At 74.8% G+C, this 18,216-nt stretch carries 16 protein-coding genes; 13 read left to right on the top strand and 3 right to left on the bottom strand.

Translation table 11 applies throughout. The features are described 5' to 3' along the window. Positions 1-240 precede the first annotated feature (240 nt). The 6 genes from BLU95_RS08090 (at position 241) to BLU95_RS08060 (ending at position 6,998) form a co-directional block, all read left to right on the top strand. A complete protein-coding gene (locus BLU95_RS08090) occupies positions 241-1,533 on the top strand; it encodes a glycosyltransferase family 4 protein (protein WP_093859390.1) in 1,293 nt (430 codons plus the stop codon). A gap of 104 nt (positions 1,534-1,637) precedes the next feature. Continuing rightward, positions 1,638-2,324 carry a thiol:disulfide interchange protein DsbA/DsbL gene (locus BLU95_RS08085; RefSeq protein WP_159424822.1) on the top strand — a complete coding sequence of 229 codons (687 nt, stop codon included), beginning with the start codon at positions 1,638-1,640 and terminating at the stop codon, positions 2,322-2,324. Positions 2,325-2,549: 225 nt separating this feature from the next. Then, on the top strand, positions 2,550-3,458 hold the full coding sequence (locus tag BLU95_RS08080) for an ABC transporter permease (RefSeq protein ID WP_093864716.1): 909 nt from the start codon (positions 2,550-2,552) through the stop codon (positions 3,456-3,458). Continuing rightward, positions 3,448-4,647 carry an ABC transporter ATP-binding protein gene (locus tag BLU95_RS08075; protein ID WP_093859388.1) on the top strand — a complete coding sequence of 400 codons (1,200 nt, stop codon included), beginning with the start codon at positions 3,448-3,450 and terminating at the stop codon, positions 4,645-4,647. Before BLU95_RS08080 ends, BLU95_RS08075 begins: the two co-directional genes overlap by 11 nt. 3 nt (positions 4,648-4,650) lie before the next feature. After that, positions 4,651-5,850, top strand: coding sequence for a glycosyltransferase family 4 protein (locus tag BLU95_RS08070; RefSeq protein WP_093859387.1), 1,200 nt, complete (start codon positions 4,651-4,653; stop codon positions 5,848-5,850). 272 nt (positions 5,851-6,122) lie between these two features. After that, complete coding sequence (locus BLU95_RS08060; RefSeq protein WP_231978401.1) at positions 6,123-6,998, top strand: alpha/beta fold hydrolase; 876 nt, start codon at positions 6,123-6,125, stop codon at positions 6,996-6,998. Positions 6,999-7,018: 20 nt separating this feature from the next. Here BLU95_RS08060 and BLU95_RS08055 read toward each other — a convergent pair whose 3' ends face one another. Further along, on the bottom strand, positions 7,019-7,765 hold the full coding sequence (locus BLU95_RS08055) for an SAM-dependent methyltransferase (RefSeq protein WP_093859385.1): 747 nt from the start codon (positions 7,763-7,765) through the stop codon (positions 7,019-7,021). Between the two features lie 59 nt (positions 7,766-7,824). Beyond that, a complete protein-coding gene (locus BLU95_RS08050; RefSeq protein WP_093859384.1) occupies positions 7,825-9,006 on the bottom strand; it encodes a glycosyltransferase in 1,182 nt (393 codons plus the stop codon). 18 nt (positions 9,007-9,024) lie between these two features. Here BLU95_RS08050 and BLU95_RS08045 point away from each other — a divergent pair, with 18 nt between their 5' ends. Further along, the gene (locus BLU95_RS08045; protein ID WP_093859383.1) at positions 9,025-9,810 is read left to right on the top strand and encodes a glutamate racemase; all 786 of its coding nucleotides are present in this window, start codon (positions 9,025-9,027) and stop codon (positions 9,808-9,810) included. A gap of 1,974 nt (positions 9,811-11,784) precedes the next feature. Here the strand turns inward: BLU95_RS08045 and BLU95_RS08040 are convergent. Further along, a complete protein-coding gene (locus BLU95_RS08040) occupies positions 11,785-13,086 on the bottom strand; it encodes a polysaccharide deacetylase family protein (RefSeq protein WP_231978399.1) in 1,302 nt (433 codons plus the stop codon). A 443-nt stretch (positions 13,087-13,529) separates the two neighbouring features. Between BLU95_RS08040 and BLU95_RS08035 the strand changes: the two genes are divergently transcribed. From BLU95_RS08035 to BLU95_RS08010, 6 genes are all read left to right on the top strand, one after another. Next, on the top strand, positions 13,530-13,802 hold the full coding sequence (locus tag BLU95_RS08035; protein ID WP_093859382.1) for a hypothetical protein: 273 nt from the start codon (positions 13,530-13,532) through the stop codon (positions 13,800-13,802). A 322-nt stretch (positions 13,803-14,124) separates the two neighbouring features. Continuing rightward, positions 14,125-14,967 carry a polysaccharide deacetylase family protein gene (locus BLU95_RS08030; protein ID WP_093859381.1) on the top strand — a complete coding sequence of 281 codons (843 nt, stop codon included), beginning with the start codon at positions 14,125-14,127 and terminating at the stop codon, positions 14,965-14,967. Then, positions 14,960-16,144: a glycosyltransferase family 4 protein gene (locus BLU95_RS08025; RefSeq protein ID WP_197698731.1), complete on the top strand. Its 1,185-nt coding sequence runs from the start codon at positions 14,960-14,962 to the stop codon at positions 16,142-16,144. Before BLU95_RS08030 ends, BLU95_RS08025 begins: the two co-directional genes overlap by 8 nt. Before the next feature lie 43 nt (positions 16,145-16,187). Continuing rightward, positions 16,188-16,955: a sugar transferase gene (locus BLU95_RS08020; RefSeq protein ID WP_093859380.1), complete on the top strand. Its 768-nt coding sequence runs from the start codon at positions 16,188-16,190 to the stop codon at positions 16,953-16,955. 26 nt (positions 16,956-16,981) lie between these two features. Continuing rightward, the gene (locus tag BLU95_RS08015; RefSeq protein WP_231978397.1) at positions 16,982-17,608 is read left to right on the top strand and encodes a NeuD/PglB/VioB family sugar acetyltransferase; all 627 of its coding nucleotides are present in this window, start codon (positions 16,982-16,984) and stop codon (positions 17,606-17,608) included. Between the two features lie 118 nt (positions 17,609-17,726). Continuing rightward, the gene (locus BLU95_RS08010) at positions 17,727-18,215 is read left to right on the top strand and encodes an NUDIX hydrolase (protein ID WP_093859378.1); all 489 of its coding nucleotides are present in this window, start codon (positions 17,727-17,729) and stop codon (positions 18,213-18,215) included. Position 18,216 lies beyond the last annotated feature (1 nt).

The raw sequence follows: 18,216 nt of genomic DNA, 5'->3' as shown, positions 1-18,216 counted from the left end.
CAGCGGTTCGGTCAGACCGGCGCCGGGGCGGGGTGCGCCGCCGGCGGGGCGCCGCGGACCGGACGCCGGCGAACGGTCAGGGGGCGGTCGGCAGCGCGGAACGGGGCGCGTTCACCCCCGGCAGGGCGTACGACGGCTCCCGGGCGGCGCCCTTCCGGAGGCCGTACGCCGACCAGCGGACCACCGCCGGGTTGCGCGAAGGGGTCGTTCCTGACGGGAGGCTGTGCCAAGGTCGTTGCCATGCCCGAAGCGACACCGGTCAGGACGGCCGGAACCCGCCCCCGCATCCTTCACCTCATCACCGATCCACGCCGTCGCGGCGCCCAGAACCTCGCCCGCGACCTGCACCGCGAACTGTGCCGCAGGGGCCAGGCCTCGGCACTGCGGGCTCTCGCCCCGCACCCCGACGCCCATCCGGACGCCCCCGACACGCGCGCCACCGCCGTGCTCGGCCCCGGCCGGCTCCACCCGCGCACCCTCGGCGCCCTGCGCACCGCCGCCCGCACCGCCGACCTCGTCGTCGCCCACGGTTCCTCCACCCTCCCGGCCTGCGCGCTCGCCCTGGCCGGGACCCGCACCCCGTTCGTCTACGTCTCCATCGGCGACCCCCGGCACTGGACCGCGGGCCCGGTCCGCCGACTGCGCACCGGTGCCCTGCTGCACCGCGCCGCCGCCGTCACCGCCCTCGCCGACGAGGCCGGGGAGTTGCTCGTCGAACGCTTCCGGCTGCCCGCCGCCCGGGTCCGCACCATCCCCAACGCCCGTGCCGCCGACCGCTACCCGCCGGCCGCCGACGAGGCCGACCGCCGCGCCGCCCGGCACGCGCTCGGTCTGCCCTCGGACGGCCTGCTGGTCGCCTGGCTCGGCGCGATCGCGCCCGAGAAGCGGCTGGACCTCGCCCTCGACGCCCTCGGCCGGCTCCCGGACGTCCGCCTCGCGGTCGCCGGCGACGGCCCGCAACGCTCCGCGCTGGAGCGACATCCGGCCGCCACCCGGGCCCACTTCCTGGGCACCCTCGCCGACCCGGCGCCGCTCTACCGGGCCGCCGACGCCGTCCTGCTCAGCAGCGACAGCGAGGGCGTGCCCGGGGTGCTGATCGAGGCGGCGCTGGCCGGTCTGCCGGCCGTGGCCACGGACGTCGGCTGGGTCGGCTCGGTGGTCCGCGACGGTGTCACCGGCGCGCTGGTCGCACCCGGCGACCCACCGGCCCTCGCCGAGGCGCTGGCCAAGGTGCTGGCCGGCGACCGGGCCGGACTCGGCGCCGCGGCCCGGGCGCACGCGCTCGCCCACTGCGAGCTCGACGTGGTGGCTGACGCCTGGCAGCGGCTGTTCGGCGAGGTCTGCGGCCGCGTCGGCGGCTCGGCGGGACCCGCCGGACGTGCCGGACCTGCCGGACCCGTGCTACGGGTGGACCCGGACGGCGTCGCGACACGCAGCGTGGCGACGGACGGCGTGGCGAGGAACGGCGCGGAGACGGACGGCGTGGCGACGGACAGCACGGCGAAGGGCGGTCCGGACGGCGGACGCGGCTGACGCGTCCCGGTGCGCCGGGCCGGGTGCGCCGATCGGGCGAATCCCGGCCCGACGCACCGGGACGACCTGGCCGATGACGTTCCGTCACCGCCATGCTGCCCCGTGTGAAGTCGATCCTTCGAACCACCCTGCTGCTCGCCGTCGCCGCCGGGATCGCCGCATCCCCCGTCCAGGCCGGCGCCGTCACCCACCAGCCGCCCCGTGAGGGCGCCCAGTACGTCCGCCTCGACCACCCGCAGCCGGTGCGCGAGAGCGCCCGCACCGAGGCGATCGAGTTCTTCTGGTACGACTGCGGTCACTCCCAGCAGCTCGAACAGCCGCTCCAGGCCTGGACCGAGCGGCACCGCGCCGACGTCGACCTGCGCCGCGTCCCGGCCATCTGGCAGGGCAGCCGCGAGGAGACCGCCCAGCGCGGCCACGCCCGCCTCTACTACACGCTGGAGCGGCTGGGCCTGGTCGAGCGCCTGCAGGCGGCCGCCTTCCGCGCGGTCCACAGCAACGAGCAGGACGTCACCACCGAGGACACCGCCACCGACTGGGCCCTGCGCCAGGGCGTCGACCAGCAGAGCTTCCGCGAGGCCTACCGCTCCGAGGACACCCTGCGGGCCGTCGACGAGGCCGCCGCGCTCTTCGTCCGCTACGGCATCAACGAGCTGCCGACCGTGGTGGTGCAGGGCGAGTACCGCACCTCGCCGACCAACGCCGGCGGCGTCGAGGCGATGCCCGAGGTGATGGACCACCTGGTCTCCCAGGAGCAGCAGCGCCACCCGCGCGCCCACGCGCTGTACTGACGTCGCCCCACCCCTCCCGACCGCCGACGGGCGGGCCGGTCGCACCGCGGCCGGCCCGCCCCTTTTCGGTCGTCGGCCGGGGTGCGGCGGATCACCTTCACCGAACCGACCCCCGGCGGCCACACTCTGTGCCAGAGTGGGGCCGGGCCGCACCGCGACGGCGTCAACAGCCGTTGTGACGGGCCCACTTCTCGATACCACCGGTACCGGAGAGGGCAGGTGTCCGTGGGGGGACAACGCGCGCAGCTCGTCGACGAGCGCGACAGCCAGACAACGCAGGCCCCGGGGCGACGCCCGTCGGCCGCCGACGGGCCGCCGCCCGAGCTGATCTTCAAACGGGGGCTCCGCCCGGCCCAGGTGGCCCGCGAACTGTGGGGCGCCCGTGAACTCGTCCGCGCGCTCGCCGAGCGCGACCTGCGCGCCCGGTACAAGCAGGCGGTGCTCGGCTTCGCCTGGGCGGTGCTCACCCCGCTCGCGCTGTGCGCCATCTTCACCCTGGTGTTCCGCCGCGCCGTGCACGTCGAGACCGAGGGCGCCGCGTACCCGCTGTTCGCCTATGTCGGCCTGATCGTCTGGCAGTTCTTCAGCAACACGATGAACCAGGGTGCGCTGAGCCTCGCCAACAACCTCAGCCTGCTGAACAAGGTGTACTGCCCGCGCGAGGTGTTCCCGCTCGCCACGATGCTGGTCGCCACCGTCGACATGCTGATCGGCACCGCGGTGCTCGGTCTGCTGTTCCTGGTCTTCTGGACCGCCCCCGCGGTGACCTTCCTCTGGGTCGTGCCGCTGCTGGGCATCCAGTTCGCCTTCACCTACGGCATCGCCCTCGTGCTCTCGGTGGCCGTGGTGTACCTGCGTGACGTCCGCCACCTGCTGCCGATCATCACCCAGATGGGAGTGTTCGCCACCCCCGTCGCCTATCCGCTGGCCCAGATCCCGGAGCGCCTCCAGGAGCTGTACGTCGGGATCAACCCGCTCGGCGCCGTGATCGAGGGCTACCGCAACGCCCTGCTGTACGGGCAGGCGCCGGACGCCGCGCTCACCACGATCGCCGCGGTCTCCTCGGTGGTGTTCCTGGTCGGCGGCTACCTGCTGTTCAAGAAGCTGGAGACGGGGATCGCCGATGTCGCCTAGCCAGACCCTCCCGCTCGGGACCATCCGCACCGACCAGGTGTGGAAGCGCTTCAAGGCCGACCAGCAGCGGATGCTGCTGCGCGACAAGGTCGATTCGCTGGCCCGCCGGCTGCGCGGCGAGAAGGGCGAGGACTGGCGCTGGGCGCTGCGCGACATCTCGATGCACATCGAGCCGGGCGAGTCGGTCGGCCTGATCGGCTCCAACGGCTCCGGCAAGTCCACCCTGCTGAAGATGCTGACCCGGGTGATGTACCCGTACGGCGGGGTGATCGACGTGCGCGGCCGGATCGGCGCGCTGATCGAGATCCGGGCCGGCATCCACCCGGACCTGACCGGCCGGGAGAACATCTACCTGTTCGGCGCGCTGCTCGGCCTGCGCCGGCGCGAGGTGGCGACCCGCTTCGACGACATCGTGGAGTTCGCCCGGCTCGGCGGTGCCATCGACCGGCAGGTGAAGTTCTACTCCTCGGGCATGCAGATGCGTCTCGGTTTCGCCGTCGCCGCCTACCTGGAGCCGCACGTGCTGCTGGTGGACGAGGTGCTGGCGGTCGGCGACGCGGTGTTCCAGCAGCGCTGCCTGGACCGGATGCGCGAGGTCGCCGAGCAGGGCACCACCATCGTCTTCGTCTCGCACGACCTGCCCGCGGTGGAGTCCATCTGCCGGCGCGGCATCTGGCTGGAGCAGGGCTCGATCCGGGTGGACGCCGGGATCAAGGACGCGATGGCGGGCTACCGCGACTCGATCGAGGCGCAGTCCGAGGCCGGCGGGCGCACCGGCGAGCCGCTCCAGCTGCTCAAGCACGAGGTGCGCGGCGAGGAGCGGGACAGCCTGACCACCGACGAGCCGATGACCGTCGAACTCACCCTGGGCGGCGAGTACCGGGGCGACGCGACCCTGCACCTGGGCGTCAGCGAGGGCACCTCCAGCCCGATCTTCCAGATCAGCCACGAGATCCGGCTCGCCGGCGGGGACCGCCAGGTCTCCTGCGTGATCCCCCGGCTGCCGCTGCCGCGCGGCCGGTACACGCTCTGGGCCGGCGTCTACAGCATCGGCCGGACCGACGGCGGCACGCTGATGAGCTGGCACTCGGTGGGCCAGTTCGACGTGTTCGGGCCGATGCTGGACTCCCCGCCGCGCGCCGTCGTGCTGGCCGCGCCGGTGTTCGTCCCGCACCACTGGGAGGAGTGAGGCGTGAGATCGGTCCGGGTGCTCGTCCATCTCAACAACCTGGCCCTGGGCGGCGCCCAGTTGAACGCCGTCGACATCGCCCGCACGCTGCGCGACCGGGGCCACGACCCGGTGCTGTTCGCCCAGGGGGTGGACGGCCCGGCCCCGTTGGTCGAGGTCGCGGCCGGCCACGGCCTGGACGTGGTGGTGGCGGGCGGCCCCGACACCCCGCACTCCGAGGTCCGGCGCCGGCTGGGCCGGCTGGCCGCCGAGCACGGCAGCCAGCTGCTGCACGCCTGGGAGGTCCGGGCGGCCCGCAACTCCTACTTCGGGCCCGGCCGTTACGGCCGGATCCCGGTGGTGACCACCTTCTACGGGATCCGGATGCTGCGCGGCCTGCCCCGGCACCAGCCGCTGGTCCTGGGTCTCGGCGCGCTGCTGGGCGACGGCCGGGCCTTCGGCCACCGGGACGTCAGTCTGATCGAACCGCCGGTGAACACCGCCACGGACGCCCCCGGCCTGGTCGACGGCGCCGCGTTCCGCCGCCAGCACGGTGTCGGGGAGGACGAGTTGCTGCTCGCCATCGTCACCCGGCTGGTCCCCGCGCTGGAGAAGGACGCCGGCGCGGAGCTCACCGTGGACGCCGTCCGGCACCTGGACGACCCCCGGGTCCGGCTGGTGATCGTCGGCACCGGCCCCAGCCTGGAGCCGCTGCGGGCCCGCGCGGCCGCCGCCAACGAGGCGCTCGGCCGCCGGGCCGTCCTGGTCCCGGGCCAGCTCGCCGATCCGCGCCCCGCCTACCAGGGCGCCGACATCGTTCTCGGCATGGGCGGCTCCGCCCTGCGCGGACTCGCCTTCGGCAAGCCGGTGGTGGTGCACGGCGCGGCCGGGTACGCCGCCGTGCACGAGCCGGGGCCGCTGGTCGAACCGCACGCCTCGCGCTGCATGTACGGCTTCGGGGACGGCTCGCGCGCGCCCGAGGCGCTGGCCGCCCAGCTGCGGGGACTGCTCGACGACCCGGCGCGACGGGCCGAACTGGGCGCCTGGGGGCGGGATTGGGTGGTCGGCCGGTTCTCGCTGGAGAGCGTCACCGGTGCCTTCGAGGAGCTCTACGCCCGGGTGCTCGCCCGGCCGGGCCGCGCGGTCGGCTGGCTGAAGGACCTGGAGCAGATGACCAGGTACGAGTTCACCAAGCCCACCGCCCTGCGGCTGCTGGGGCGGTGACACCGACTCCTCCCGCGGCCGGTCCGCTCCCGGACCGCTGCTTTCCCGGGCGACCCCCTCCGGGGCGACCCTTTCCCGGGCGGCCCCTTCCGGGGCGACCCTTTCCCGGGCGGCCCCTTCCGGGGCGACCCTTTCCCGGGCGGCCCCTTCCGGGGCGACCCTTTCCCGGGCGGCCCCTTCCGGGGCGACCCTTTCCCGGGCGGCCCCTTCCGGGGCGACCCGTTCCGGGGTAACCCTTTTCCTAACCAGTACTGCGGTGTTTAATGGTTAGCATGAGCGAGCTGACGATCCCGCACATCCATCACCGCCACGTCGACGTCGACGGCCTGCGCGTCTTCTACCGCGAGACCGGACCGGCCGACGCCCCGGTACTCCTGCTGCTGCACGGATTCCCGTCCGCCTCCCACCAGTTCCGGCGGCTCTTCGACGTGCTCGGCACCCGTTACCGGCTGATCGCCCCCGACTACCCCGGCTTCGGCCACAGCGACAGCCCCGCACCCGAGGCCTTCCGCTACCGCTTCGACACCCTGGCCGACGTCGTCGAGGGGTTCTGCCGGGCCCTCGGCCTCGACCGCTTCGCCCTCTACGTCTTCGACTTCGGCGCCCCCGTCGGCCTGCGGATCGCCACCCGCCACCCCGAGTGGATCACCGGCCTGATCGTCCAGAACGGCAACGCCTACGAGGAGGGACTCTCCGCCCAGGCACGGGAGTTCATCGCCAACCGCCCCGGCGTCGATGGCGCCGCCGAACGCGCCCGCGCCATCCTGGTCGAGGAGATCACCCGGGCCCAGTACGAGGGCGGGACCGGCGACCCCTCGCTGGTCGCCCCCGACGGCTGGACCCTCGACCAGCACCACCTCGACCGGCCCGGCCGCAAGGACATCCAGGTCGAACTCGCCCTCGACTACCACAGCAACGTCGAGCTCTACCCCGTCTGGCAGGACTGGCTGCGCACCCACCGGCCGCCGGCCCTGGTGGTCTGGGGCCGCAACGACCCGTTCTTCACCGAGCCCGGTGCCCGTGCCTACCTGCGCGACCTGCCCGACGCCGAACTCCACGTGTTCGACACCGGGCACTTCGCGCTGGAGGAGAAGCTGCCCGAGATCGCCCCGCTGATCGACGACTTCCTCGCCCGCCTCAAGCCCTGAGCGGCGTCCGGGCCGCCGGGTCAGCCCCGGCGCAGCAGCAGGGTGACGAAGCCGAGCGTCCCCCGGTAGCCGTGCAGCCACTCGGCGCGGTGCAGGTCGGCCGCGGCCCGGGCGTCCGCCGCGTCCGGGTGGCCCGGGTTGTCCAGCGCCCAGGCGGCCAGTGAACCCGTCCAGGAGAACTCGTAGTCGTCCCACTCCGCCGGGCTGCTGACATGGCCGAACACCGGCGTCCAGCCGGCCGCCACCACCCGGTCCACGGTGGTGGCCAGGTCCGCGTACTCCTCGCGCGCGGCGCCCAGGCCGCCCAGCGCCGCCGACGAGGGCTCGCGCTCCCAGAACCCCTCGCCCACCAGCACCCGGCCGCCCGGCGCCAGATGCTCGCGGGCGGCGGCCAGTGTCGGCAGCAGCCCGCCGAAGGCGTGCGTCGCGCCGACGTTCAGGACCAGCTCGAACGGCTCACGGTCGGTGAACTCCCGGACATCGAGATGGTGCAGCCCCAGCCGCCGCTGCACCCCGCCCGCCTCCGCCGACTCCCGGGCCCGGGTCAGCGCGCCCGCGTCCAGGTCCACCCCGACCGCCCGGAGCCGCGGTCGCGCCGCCAGCGCCCGCAGCAGCCAGGCACCCTGCCCGCAGCCGAGGTCGAGCACCCGCCCCTCCTCCTCGGGGCCGAGCGCCCGCTCCAGCAGCGTCGCCACGGCCTCGTCGGAGAGGGGTGCGGCGATCGGGTGATGGGCGTGGGCGAGCCGGGAGATCGTCTGACGGTCCATTCGAACAGTGTGGCCCACCCGGGCCCCGCCCGTCCGCCCTTCGGCCCTCCGCCCGTCCGCTACTTGTACGTCCGGCCCTTCCAGGCGGCGCCCCGGCCGCGCCAGTGCTGCACCGCCGAGTCGACCGTCATCAGCAGGTACAGCGCCGCCGTGAACGGCAGCAGCAGCGCGGCCGGGGCCGGCTGCCGGTAGTAGCGCAGCATCGGCACGAAGGTGCCCGTCATCAGGGCCCAGGCCGCCCCGCCCGCCACCGCCACCGGCCAGGCACCCGCCGCCACCCCCACCAGCACCGCCACCGGCGGCACCAGGTACACCAGCGTCAGCCCGAGCACCGTCCCCAGCAGCAGCACCGGAGAATGCCGCAGCTGGGCGTACGCGCTGCGCGACACCATCCGCCACAGCTGCGCCAGCCGCGGGTACGGGCGCACGCTGTCCACCTGCTCGGCCAGGCCCAGCCAGGTGCGGCCCCCGGTGGCCTTCACCGCCCGGGCGAGGGACACGTCGTCGATGACCGCGCCCCGGATCGCCGCCACCCCGCCGGCCCGCTCCAGTGCCTCCCGCCGCACCAGCGAGCAGCCGCCCGCCGCCGCGGCCGTCCGGGAACCGGGCCGGTTGCTCCACCGGAACGGGTACAGCTGGGCGAAGAAGTAGACGAAGGCCGGCACGATCAGCCGCTCCCAGCCCGTCTCCACCCGAAGCCGGGCCATCTGCGACACCAGGTCCAGCCGGTTCGCCTCCGCCGCCGCCACCAGCTCGGCCAGCGAGTCCGGCCCGTGCGCGATGTCCGCGTCCGTCAGCAGCAGGTACTCGGCGTCCGCCCCCACCAGCTCCACCCCGTGCCGCACCGCCCACAGCTTGCCGGTCCAGCCCGGCGGCAGCGGGGGAGGGGAGGCCACCGTCAGCTCCAGGCCCCCGGGCGCGGCGAGCGAACGCGCCAGCGCACCGGTGCCGTCCGTACTGTGGTCGTCCACCAGGACGACCCGGGCCCGCCCCGGGTACTTCTGCGCCAGCAGGCTCGGCAGGGACAGCGGCAGCACCTCCGCCTCGTCCCGGGCCGGGACCACCACCGCCACCTGCGGCCACCGCGCGGGCGGACGGCGCGGCGGCAGACGGACATCGGTACGCCAGAACAACCCGTGGCAGCCCGCCAGCCAGAGCCAGACCAGCAGGGAGAGCACGGCGATCCACAGCAGGACGGTCACCCGGGCAGTCTGCCGCACCAGGGGCCAGCTTCGGGGCATCGACTAAAGTCTTGAAGCGTGAAGATCGCACTGATGGACTCGGGAATCGGCCTGCTGGCCGCCGCCGGCGTACTCCGGACCAAGCGCCCGGACGTCGATCTGGTGCTCTCCTCCAACCCCGCCTCGATGCCCTGGGGCCCCCGGACGCCCGAGGAGATCACCGAACTCGCCCTCGGCTGCGCCCGCGCCGCCGCCGCGCACGAACCGGACGCGCTGATCATCGCCTGCAACACCGCCTCCGTGCACGCGCTCGCCGCCCTCCGCGCCGAACTGGAGCCCGCGCTCCCGGTCATCGCCACCGTCCCGGCGATCAAGCCGGCCGCCGCGCTCGGCGGCCCGGTCGCCATCTGGGCCACCCCGGCCACCACCGGCAGCGCGTACCAGCGCGGACTGATCCGCGACTTCGGCGGCACGGCCGCCGTCACCGAGGTGGCCTGCCCCGGGCTCGCCGACGCCGTGGACCACGGCGACCAGGCGGCCATCGACGCGGCCGTCGCCGACGCCGCCGCCCGCACCCCGGCCGGAACGGCGGCCCTCGTCCTCGGCTGCACGCACTACGAACTGGTCGCCGAACGCATCCGTGCCGCCGTCGCACCGACCGCCCTGCCGTCGCTCACCCTGCACGGCTCCGCCGAACCGGTCGTCGCCCAGGCCCTCCGCCGCGTCGCCGACCCCACCCGCCGGGGCAACGGCACCCTCACCGTCCTCCACGCCGGCATCCCGACCACCCTGCCCGCCGTCGCCCTGGCCTACCCCGGCACGGCCCTGCTCGCAGCCGCCCCGATCACGGCCCCGGCGGCCTGACCTCTTCTGCTCGCGGTCGGCCGTGCTCTCCGTGACGGCCGTACCTTCTGCGTCGGCCGTGCTTCCTGTGCCGGCCGTAGCTCCTGTGCCGGCTGTGCTTCCTGCGTCGGCCGTACCTCCTGTGCCGGCGGCCCGACCGCCGGCCTGGCCCGACCGCCGGCCTGGCCCGGTGTGGCCTGTGGCCCGCCTGGTAGCCGGGGCTCGGTGACGGCGCGTGGGGTCTGCCGCCCGTCTCGCCTTTCGGAAGCGGACGGCAGGTCGCCCGGCGCGGGACCGCGGTGGCCCCCTTGCGGCCTGCCTCCGAGCAGTCGATCGCGCAGGCTGCGGCACGAGCCCGGCGTCCCGACGGGCTCGGCCGATCCTTCGACGCGGCCCGTTGCTCTCACGCCGGACCTCGGCCCCCGCCGGCCCCCACCTCCAAGGGTGACCCGGGTTGCGCCTCGCGACTGTGCCCGGCCGCCGCGTCAGCGCTGCGAGGCGGCCCACCGTGCGGGCGACCCTCCGACGCGCCGACTCGCCTGCGCACCGAGTAGCCCCGTGCCGTTCAACGGAGCCTTCCGCCGCACGGGCGGTGGTGCCGTGCGCAGGAAGTCGGCCGATCCGACTTCTCGCGTGTTGGGCGGACGGCCAACACGCGAACCCCCACGCCCGTCGCCCAAAGGTGCTGTCGGTCGGCGACGGGGGCAGCCGCGCCGCAGCCCCGCGGTCGGGCGCCAGAAGTCGGCCGATCCGACTTTGCGCCTATTAGTCCGATGACCAATAGGCGCCGCTCCGAGATGTGCGCCGCTGGGCCCCGTGGCCCTAGGGCCGGGCTCGAAAGATCAGCCCGGTCGACCTCCCGCGTGTTGGGTGGTTGACCAATATGCTGGCCCGAACTGTGCTGCCCGGAGGTGTTGTCCGCGAGGTCGGCCTCTTTCGATCTGCGGGAGGGCGGGCCTTGTGGACGGCCGGTCCGGCCCTCCATTGTTGGACGGTTGACCAATAGGTGCCTCGCGTGCCTGTCGCTCGGGGGCGCCTTTGATGGACGGGGGCGGCTGTACAGTCCCGCGATCCGGGTCGAGCGCGAGAAGTCGACGAATCCGACTTTTCATGCGTTGGGCGGTTGATCAATAGTCCGGGTTTGCGCATGCTCCCGCTGGGGCCCGCAATGTGCGATGGGTCGGCTCGAAAAGTCGACCCCGACCCCGCCTGTCGCCCTGTCGCCATTGTTGGTCAACTGACCAACAAGCAGCTCCAGAGATGGTCGGATGGCGGCTGTCTGTGGATCGGGCATCGGCATGGGGTGGCGCCCACTGAGGGCCGCGCGCGATCGCCGACTGTCCGTGCCCGGGCTCGCCACCTGGTGGCAGACGGCCGATCGGTCGGCAGGCGGTTCGGAGCTCCCGTCCGTGGACGGGGTTCGGCCGCTTCTTCTCACCCGAGGGCCGTGCGCCGGAACTCCGTCGCTCCGTCTTTGCGCGCGCGACTGCCCGGCTGATCCGCCCGACCCGCTCCGACCTGGGGCCCGGATGTGGAAACGGGGCAGGACCCGGTCGGCCCAGGCCGTCCGGTCCACCTCCACCGGGCGGGGTCGAGGGTGGTGCTGATCGAAGGTGGTGCTGATCGAAGCCTCCGCCCGGCTGGGCGCAGGCGGCGCGCGAGAAGGCGGCCCGTCCGACTTCTCGCGCTTCCCGCGCGCGGGGCGGTGAATCGCGCGGGAGCTCCGGCCGGTCGACGGAGCTTCGCCCTCGGACGTCGGCCGGTTCGACTGCCGGTGCCGGTGCCGGTGTCGGTGCGTGCCGGTGCGTGCGTGAAGACGGGATCGGCTCAGTCCGCCCACCCCAGGGCCGGGCGCCGGACGTCGGCCCACTCGACTTCTCGTGCGCGGGCGGGTGCGCCACGGGCAGGGGCAGGGGCGGCGCCAGGAGCAGGGGCAAGGGCGGCCGTGGGCCGCTCGCGCAGGAAGTCGGTGGGGACGACTTCCTGCGCGCGGGGTCAGGCGGCCTGGCCGCGCCAGCGGCGATAGGCGGGTTCGAGGCCGGACAGGATGGTGTCGAAGCGACGGGTGCTGGTCGTCGAGTCGACCTGGAGCCGGCTGATCTGGAGCGGGTGGGAGGGCAACCGGGGGCCGAGGCGGTGGTCGGAGAGGAAGCCGAGCCGGTAGCCCAGTTCCTGGAGGACTCCCTCGGCCCGAACGTCGTGGCCGCCGTCCGGGTAGGCGAAGGCGATGGGGGGCTCGCCGAGCCAGTGGGTGAGGGCCTCGTGGGCGCCGGTGATCTCGGCCCGGACGGTGGCGTCGTCGCAGCGGCCGAGGCACGGGTGCCCCTGGGTGTGGTTGCCGATGGCGACGCCGCCCTCGCGGAGCGCCAGCAGGTCGGCCGGGGTCAGCTGGTCCTGGCCGGGCGGGCGCCGGTCCGCGCTGACCCGCAGCTCCTGGAGGCTGCGCCGGCGGTCCGGGTCGGGCATCGCCTTGAGCCGGCGGAGCAGCTGGGAGGGGTGGCCGCAGTCGAGCGAACGGGCCCGACCGCCGTGCCGGGCGAGGAAGTCGGCCTCGTGCCACCAGAACGGCCGCTCCGTCCCGATCAGCTCGGAGATGACGAAGGCCGCGGCCGGGATGCCGCGTTCGATCAGCGCGGGCAGCGCGTGTGTGAGGACGCTGCGGTCGGCGTCGTCGAAGGTCACCAGCACACTGCGGGCGGGCAGCGGACGTCGCTCGGCGACGGCTTCCTGCACGGCGGCGAGCGAGACGGGTGTCGCGAGTCTTCGCAGCCGGTCCAGCTGCGCGCCGAACGATCGGGGGTCGGTGACCCCGTGGTACGCGAGCACGGCGAGCCGTTGCGCCGCCCTGGCCCGGAACAGCGGCTGGACGGGCGCGAACCGCAGCCACTCGCCCCGCGCGTCGGCCGGGCTGCCGGCCGGGCCGTGTGCCGGAGCGCCGGCCGGGCCCTCGGCGCCCTCGCGCGTCCGCCCCCCGGGCGTGGCGGTGGGCGTGGCAGCGGGCGGCGCCGCCGGTGCGGGCGCCAGCGCCCGGGCCGGCCGGGAGCAGGTGCGGGTGGCCGTGGCGGACCGGGTGGCCGCGGGGGACCGCCGCGTCCGGTCACCGGGCCGGGTGTCGATCGGCTGCCCGTCGATCGGCACGGCACTCGCGGGGGACGCGGCCGCCGGTCGCGCGGGGCCGGGCGCGGGCGGCGGGGCGGCGGTCGGTGGCGGCCGCAGGTCCGACAGGGCGGTCACCACGGCCCTGTTGAGTGCGGTGAGGCCGGAGGTCGTCGTCGTCGTGGAATGGGACTGCGGCACGGTTCCCCCTCGGTCGCCGATGCGGCGTGGCGGTACCGCCGGAGGACAGAGCCCGGCCTCCGACTCCAGGGCACGGCGGCTCCGCCCCCTGGGTATCTCCGGTCCACGGCGGGGACTCCCAACCCGCACCGCGGACGGCTCCTGGATCGCTCAATGTAATGGAGACAGCTACGCCCCGTTGATGGTTGTACCGGACCGGCAAGGTTTTTTCGCAGCGCGGGAACAATCCCGGGACAGGGCCGGAACGAAGCCGGAACGAAGCCGGGACGACGCCGGACCGGGAGCCGGAACCGGCGCCGGAACGAGCGCCCCGGCGCGCGCCGGGGCGCACCGGCGGAGCGCGTGCGCGCGCCCCGGCCGGCCGCCTCGACGGTGACCCGGCGTGGCCGAAGAGTCACGCCCTGCGGGCTGCTCCGGCGGCGGCCCCGAGGTACCTTGGGCTCATGGCAGACGCGGAACGTGATCACTACCACCCGCACGGCGCGACCCGGATGACCCGGTTCTGGCACGGTGGTGCCCTGGTCACCCACCAGGTGCCGCTGGCGCTGGTCGGTCTGGGCTGCCTCGCGCTGGGCATCGTGGTCGCGGTCGTGGTTCCGGACAGTGACGGACCGGCCTGGGCGATGGCGGTCGCGGGCTGCCTCGCCGCCGGCGTGCTGATGCTCGGCCGGATCGGTGTCGCGGTGTTCCGCCGGCACCGCCGCGCGGCGGCCTGAGCCGACCGGGCGAGGGCGACCCGCCGTCCCCGAGCGGCGCCCCGATGTCCCGAAGCGGCCTCCCGGAGCGGGTGTGCCGGTGCCCCCGCCCGGGGTTTTGTCGAATTCCGCCGTAACCGCTCGCACGCCGAACTCCCGATCGGATCCATCCGGTCGGATCGGCCGGTTTTCGGCCCAACTGCCAACTCCTTCTCGCTTCTTTCACAATTCCGGGGCACCAGCCCCACAGTTCCCCCTACTGTGATGTCGGTCCGGAGCGCCAACTGCGCCGGATGCGAGGCCACTTGCCGGCGCCGGGGAGGGTGCCGCAGAGGGGGGAACGATGAGCGGCAGCGCCGCGCCCGGAACGGCCCCGGTCACCGGGGGGATCCGGGCCCAGGTGAAGCGCCAGCTGGCGCGCCGGGTCGGGAGCAGTCCCGGCGAGGGCGCCACCGTGCTGATCTACCACCGGGTCGGCGGCGGCAGCCCGGACGAGCTGGACGTCGCCACCGCCGACTTCGCCGCCCAGGCCGACCTGCTCGCCGCCCTGCCGCCCGGTCGGGTGGTCTCCCTGGACGAGGCCACCGACCGGATCGAGTCGGGCCGCCGCACCCCGGGTGTCGTCCTGACCTTCGACGACGGATTCGCGGACGTGTTCGAGAACGCCTGGCCGCTGCTGCGCGAGCGCCGGCTGCCGTTCACCGTCTACCTGGCCAGCGGCCACGTCGGCGGCGAGATGCGCTGGGAGGGATCGACCGCCAAGGCCGCCGGTGCCCCCGCGCTCAGCTGGGAGCAACTGCGCGAGATGACCGCCTCCGGTCTGTGCACGGTCGCCAACCACACCCGCACCCACGCCCGGCCCGAGCTGCTCACCACCGCCGAGCTGGACGCCTGCAACGACGAGGTCGAGCAGCACCTGGGCGTCCGCCCCAGCCACTACGCCTACACCTGGGGCGTGCCGGTCCCGCACATGGAGCCCGCGCTGCGCGCCCGGTTCCGGACCGCCGCCACCGGCGAGGTCGGCCGCAACACCCCCGGGGTCGACCCGGTACGGCTGCGCCGGGTGCCGGTCCGCCGCACCGACCCGATCGACTTCTTCCGCGCCAAACTCCACGGCCGGCTGATCCCCGAGCGCGCCTACGCCAGGATCGTCGCCACCGCGAAGGCGGTGGGCGCCCGTGCCTGAGGACCGGATACCCCCGCGCCTGCGCGGCCCCGGCGGCCGCCCGTTGCGGGTCGCCCACCTCACCACCGTCGACATGAGCCTCCAGCTGCTCCTCGCCACCGAGCTCAAGGTGGACCTGGAGGCCGGCTTCGAGACGTACGGGATCAGCGCTCCGGGCCCGTACCTGCCGGACCTGGCGGCGATCGGCGTGCGGCACGAGCCGCTGCACGCGCTGACCCGGGCCTGGGAGCCGCGCGCCGACGCCGCCGCGGCCCGCGAGCTGCTGGCCGTGCTCCGCCGGATCCGCCCGGACGTGCTGCACACCCACAACCCGAAGACCGGTGTGCTCGGCCGGATCCTGGGCCGGCTGGCCCGCGTCCCGGTGGTGGTCAACACCTGCCACGGGCTGTGGGCGCAGGTGCACGACCCGTTCGCCAAGCGCGCCTTCGTGCTCGGCGCGGAGGCCTTCGCCGCCCGGTTCTCGCACGCCGAGCTGTACCAGAACGGCGAGGACCGCCGGACCCTGGCCCGCGCCGTCCCGGCCCGCCGCTCGCGGGTGGTCGGCAACGGGGTGGACCTCACCCGCTTCGCCACCGATCCCGGTGAACGCGCCCGGGCCCGGGCCCGGCTGCGCGCCGAGCTGGGCCTCGGGCCGGACGAGCTGCTGGTCGGCGGGGTCGGCCGACGGGTCGCCGAGAAGGGCATCGGGGAGTACGCCGAGGCCGCCCGCGCCCTGGCCGGCAAGGCCAGGTTCGTCTGGATCGGCCCCGACGACCCGGACAAGCCGGACGCCCACGGCGCCGAGTCCGGGGTCGCTTTCCTCGGTCCGCGCGCCGACATGCCCGCCGTCTACGCCGCGCTGGACGTCTTCGTCCTCCCCTCCTACCGGGAGGGGTTCTCCCGTTCCGCCATGGAGGCCGCCGCCGGTGGCCTGCCGATGGTGCTCAGCGACATCCGGGGCTGCCGCGAGGTCGGCACCCACGACGAGCACCTGCTCCTCGCCCCGCCCGGGGACGCCCGGGCCCTCACCAGTGCGCTGGACCGGCTCCTCACCGAGCCCGGACTGCGCGAGCGCCTCGGCACGGCGGCCCGCCGCCGTGCCGAGGCGGAGTTCGACCAACGGGCGGTCGCCGCCGTCTCGCTGGCCACCTACGCGGCCGTCGCCCGGGTGAAGGGGCTGCCCTGGACGGTCGGCTGAGCCCGCCCACTGACCACACCACCGCATCAGGGGAAGGACCGTCATGAAGCGAGGGGGGGACCTCGCGATCACCGTCCTGACCGGGATCGTCGCGATTCCGCTGGGTCTGGTGATCGCTCTGCTGATCCGCTGCACCATGGGCGGACCGGTGCTCTTCCGGCAGACCCGGACGGGGCTGCGGGGCAAGGAGTTCGAGATCCTCAAGTTCCGCACCATGCGGGACAAACGTTTCCCGGAGGAGCCGGACGCTCCCCGGATCACCCGGCTCGGGGACCTGCTCCGCCGGACCAGCCTGGACGAGCTGCCGCAGCTGTGGAACGTCGCACGCGGCGAGATGGGCGTGATCGGGCCTCGGCCCACACTCCCCGAGCAGGTCGTCCACTACTCCCGCCGCCAGCGCGGCCGGCTCGACGTGCGGCCCGGCCTCACCGGCTGGGCCCAGGTCCAGGGCCGCAACTCCATCACCTGGCCGGAGCGGATCGAGCTCGACCTCTGGTACGTCCGGAACCGCTCGCTCGGCCTCGACCTGCGGATCCTGCTGCTGACCGTCAAGGTGCTGCTGAACCCGGCCGGGATCACCGCCGCCGGCGGGGTCAACCCGGGCTTCCCGGCGCCGACCGAGCCCGCCGACACGGCGGTCGCGGTCACCGCCGTCGCCCCGGTCACCGCCGCGGCGCCGGGGCAGGCCGAGCCGGCTCCCGCCGTGATCGGCCTGCCCCGGCAGGCCACCGGGCCGCGGCCGGTCCCGCCGCTCCGCGCCCGGCCGTCCCGCCCGGCACCGGTCGGCGCCGCCGTCGAGGAGGCGTCCTGACCGCCGGACCCGGCAGGATGGCTCCCGTGCCCACCGCAGCGGACCCGCCCGCACTCTGGATCGCCGGCGCCGGAGGCGTCGGCCGCGAGGCGCTGGACACCGCGCTCGCGGCCGGCGTCCCGGTCGCGGGGTTCCTCGACGACCGTCAGCACGGTGCCACCGTCCGCGGCCTGCCCGTCCGCAGGCCCGCGGACCTCGGACCCGGCGCCCGTTACCTGGTCGGCATCGCCGACCCGGCCGTCCGGCAGCGGCTGTCCGCCCTGCTGGACGGCCTGGGGGCGGAACCGTTCACCCTGGTCCACCCCCGGGCGCTGATCGCCCCGGACACCCTGCTCGGCCCGGGCTGCCTGGTGATGGGCGGCGCGTACGTGTCCAGCAGCGTGCGGCTTGGCCCGCACAGTCAGGTCCACTACAACGCGACGGTCGGCCACGACACGGTGTTCGGCGAGCGGGTGACGGTCTACCCGGGCGGCAACGTCTCCGGAGCCGTGCTGCTGGCCGACGGCGCCACCGTGGGCTCCAACGCCGTGGTGCTCCAGGGCCGAAAGATCGGTGCCGGGGCCTTCGTCGGCGCGGCCGCGGTGGTGACCAGGGACGTGGCTCCCGGCGAGGTGGTGGTCGGCTCCCCGGCCCGCCCGCTCCGCCGGACCTGAGCACTCCGCCCGGCCCACCGCCGCCCGCCCGCACCGCCGTACCTGCTCACCGTTACCGCCGCACCCGCCCGGTGGGCGCCCCTCCGGGCGGGTCCGGCGCCCGGATAGGCTTCGGCACATGGCGATTCCGAAGTTCCTGGCCGATCTCCGCGCGGTGGTCGGCCCCCGCAAGCTCTGGCTCAGCGCCGCCGCCGCCGTCGTCCTGGACGAGAAGGGCCGGGTACTGCTCGTCCAGCGCGCCGACGACGGCAACTGGGCGCCGCCGGGCGGCATCCTCGACCCCGGCGAGCAGCCGGCCGACGGAGCGGTCCGGGAGTGCCTGGAGGAGACCGGGATCGCCACCGTGGCCGAACGGCTGGTCGCGCTCACCGTCTCGCCGGACATCACCTACCCCAACGGCGATGTGACGCAGTACCTGGAGGTCGTCTTCCGCTGCCGCCCGCTGGGCGAGGAGATCCTGGCGGACGAGGACGAGACGCTCGCGGTCGGCTGGTACCCGCTGGACGCGCTGCCGCCGATGGGGGAGCGCGAACTCGGCTGGATCGACCGGGCGGTTTCCGGCCCGGTCGAGACGGCCTTCCAGTGGGACGGCGCGCTGCGCCCCTGAC

Origin of the sequence: Streptomyces sp. TLI_053, from assembly GCF_900105395.1 — a bacterium.
Lineage (GTDB): Bacteria > Actinomycetota > Actinomycetes > Streptomycetales > Streptomycetaceae > Kitasatospora.
The sequence above is the reverse complement of the archived record's forward strand: the minus strand, read 5'-3'. Positions and strand labels throughout refer to the sequence as shown.

What these genes read in the sequence shown, in the direction of transcription:
- BLU95_RS08090 (WP_093859390.1), top strand. Translation starts at nt 241, where the DNA reads ATGCCCGAAGCGACACCGGTCAGGACGGCCGGAACCCGCCCCCGCATC.
- BLU95_RS08075 (WP_093859388.1), top strand. Translation starts at nt 3,448, where the DNA reads ATGTCGCCTAGCCAGACCCTCCCGCTCGGGACCATCCGCACCGACCAG.
- BLU95_RS08060 (WP_231978401.1), top strand. Translation starts at nt 6,123, where the DNA reads ATGAGCGAGCTGACGATCCCGCACATCCATCACCGCCACGTCGACGTC.
- BLU95_RS08055 (WP_093859385.1), bottom strand. Translation starts at nt 7,765, where the DNA reads ATGGACCGTCAGACGATCTCCCGGCTCGCCCACGCCCATCACCCGATC.
- BLU95_RS08050 (WP_093859384.1), bottom strand. Translation starts at nt 9,006, where the DNA reads ATGCCCCGAAGCTGGCCCCTGGTGCGGCAGACTGCCCGGGTGACCGTC.
- BLU95_RS08035 (WP_093859382.1), top strand. Translation starts at nt 13,530, where the DNA reads ATGGCAGACGCGGAACGTGATCACTACCACCCGCACGGCGCGACCCGG.
- BLU95_RS08030 (WP_093859381.1), top strand. Translation starts at nt 14,125, where the DNA reads ATGAGCGGCAGCGCCGCGCCCGGAACGGCCCCGGTCACCGGGGGGATC.
- BLU95_RS08020 (WP_093859380.1), top strand. Translation starts at nt 16,188, where the DNA reads ATGAAGCGAGGGGGGGACCTCGCGATCACCGTCCTGACCGGGATCGTC.
- BLU95_RS08010 (WP_093859378.1), top strand. Translation starts at nt 17,727, where the DNA reads ATGGCGATTCCGAAGTTCCTGGCCGATCTCCGCGCGGTGGTCGGCCCC.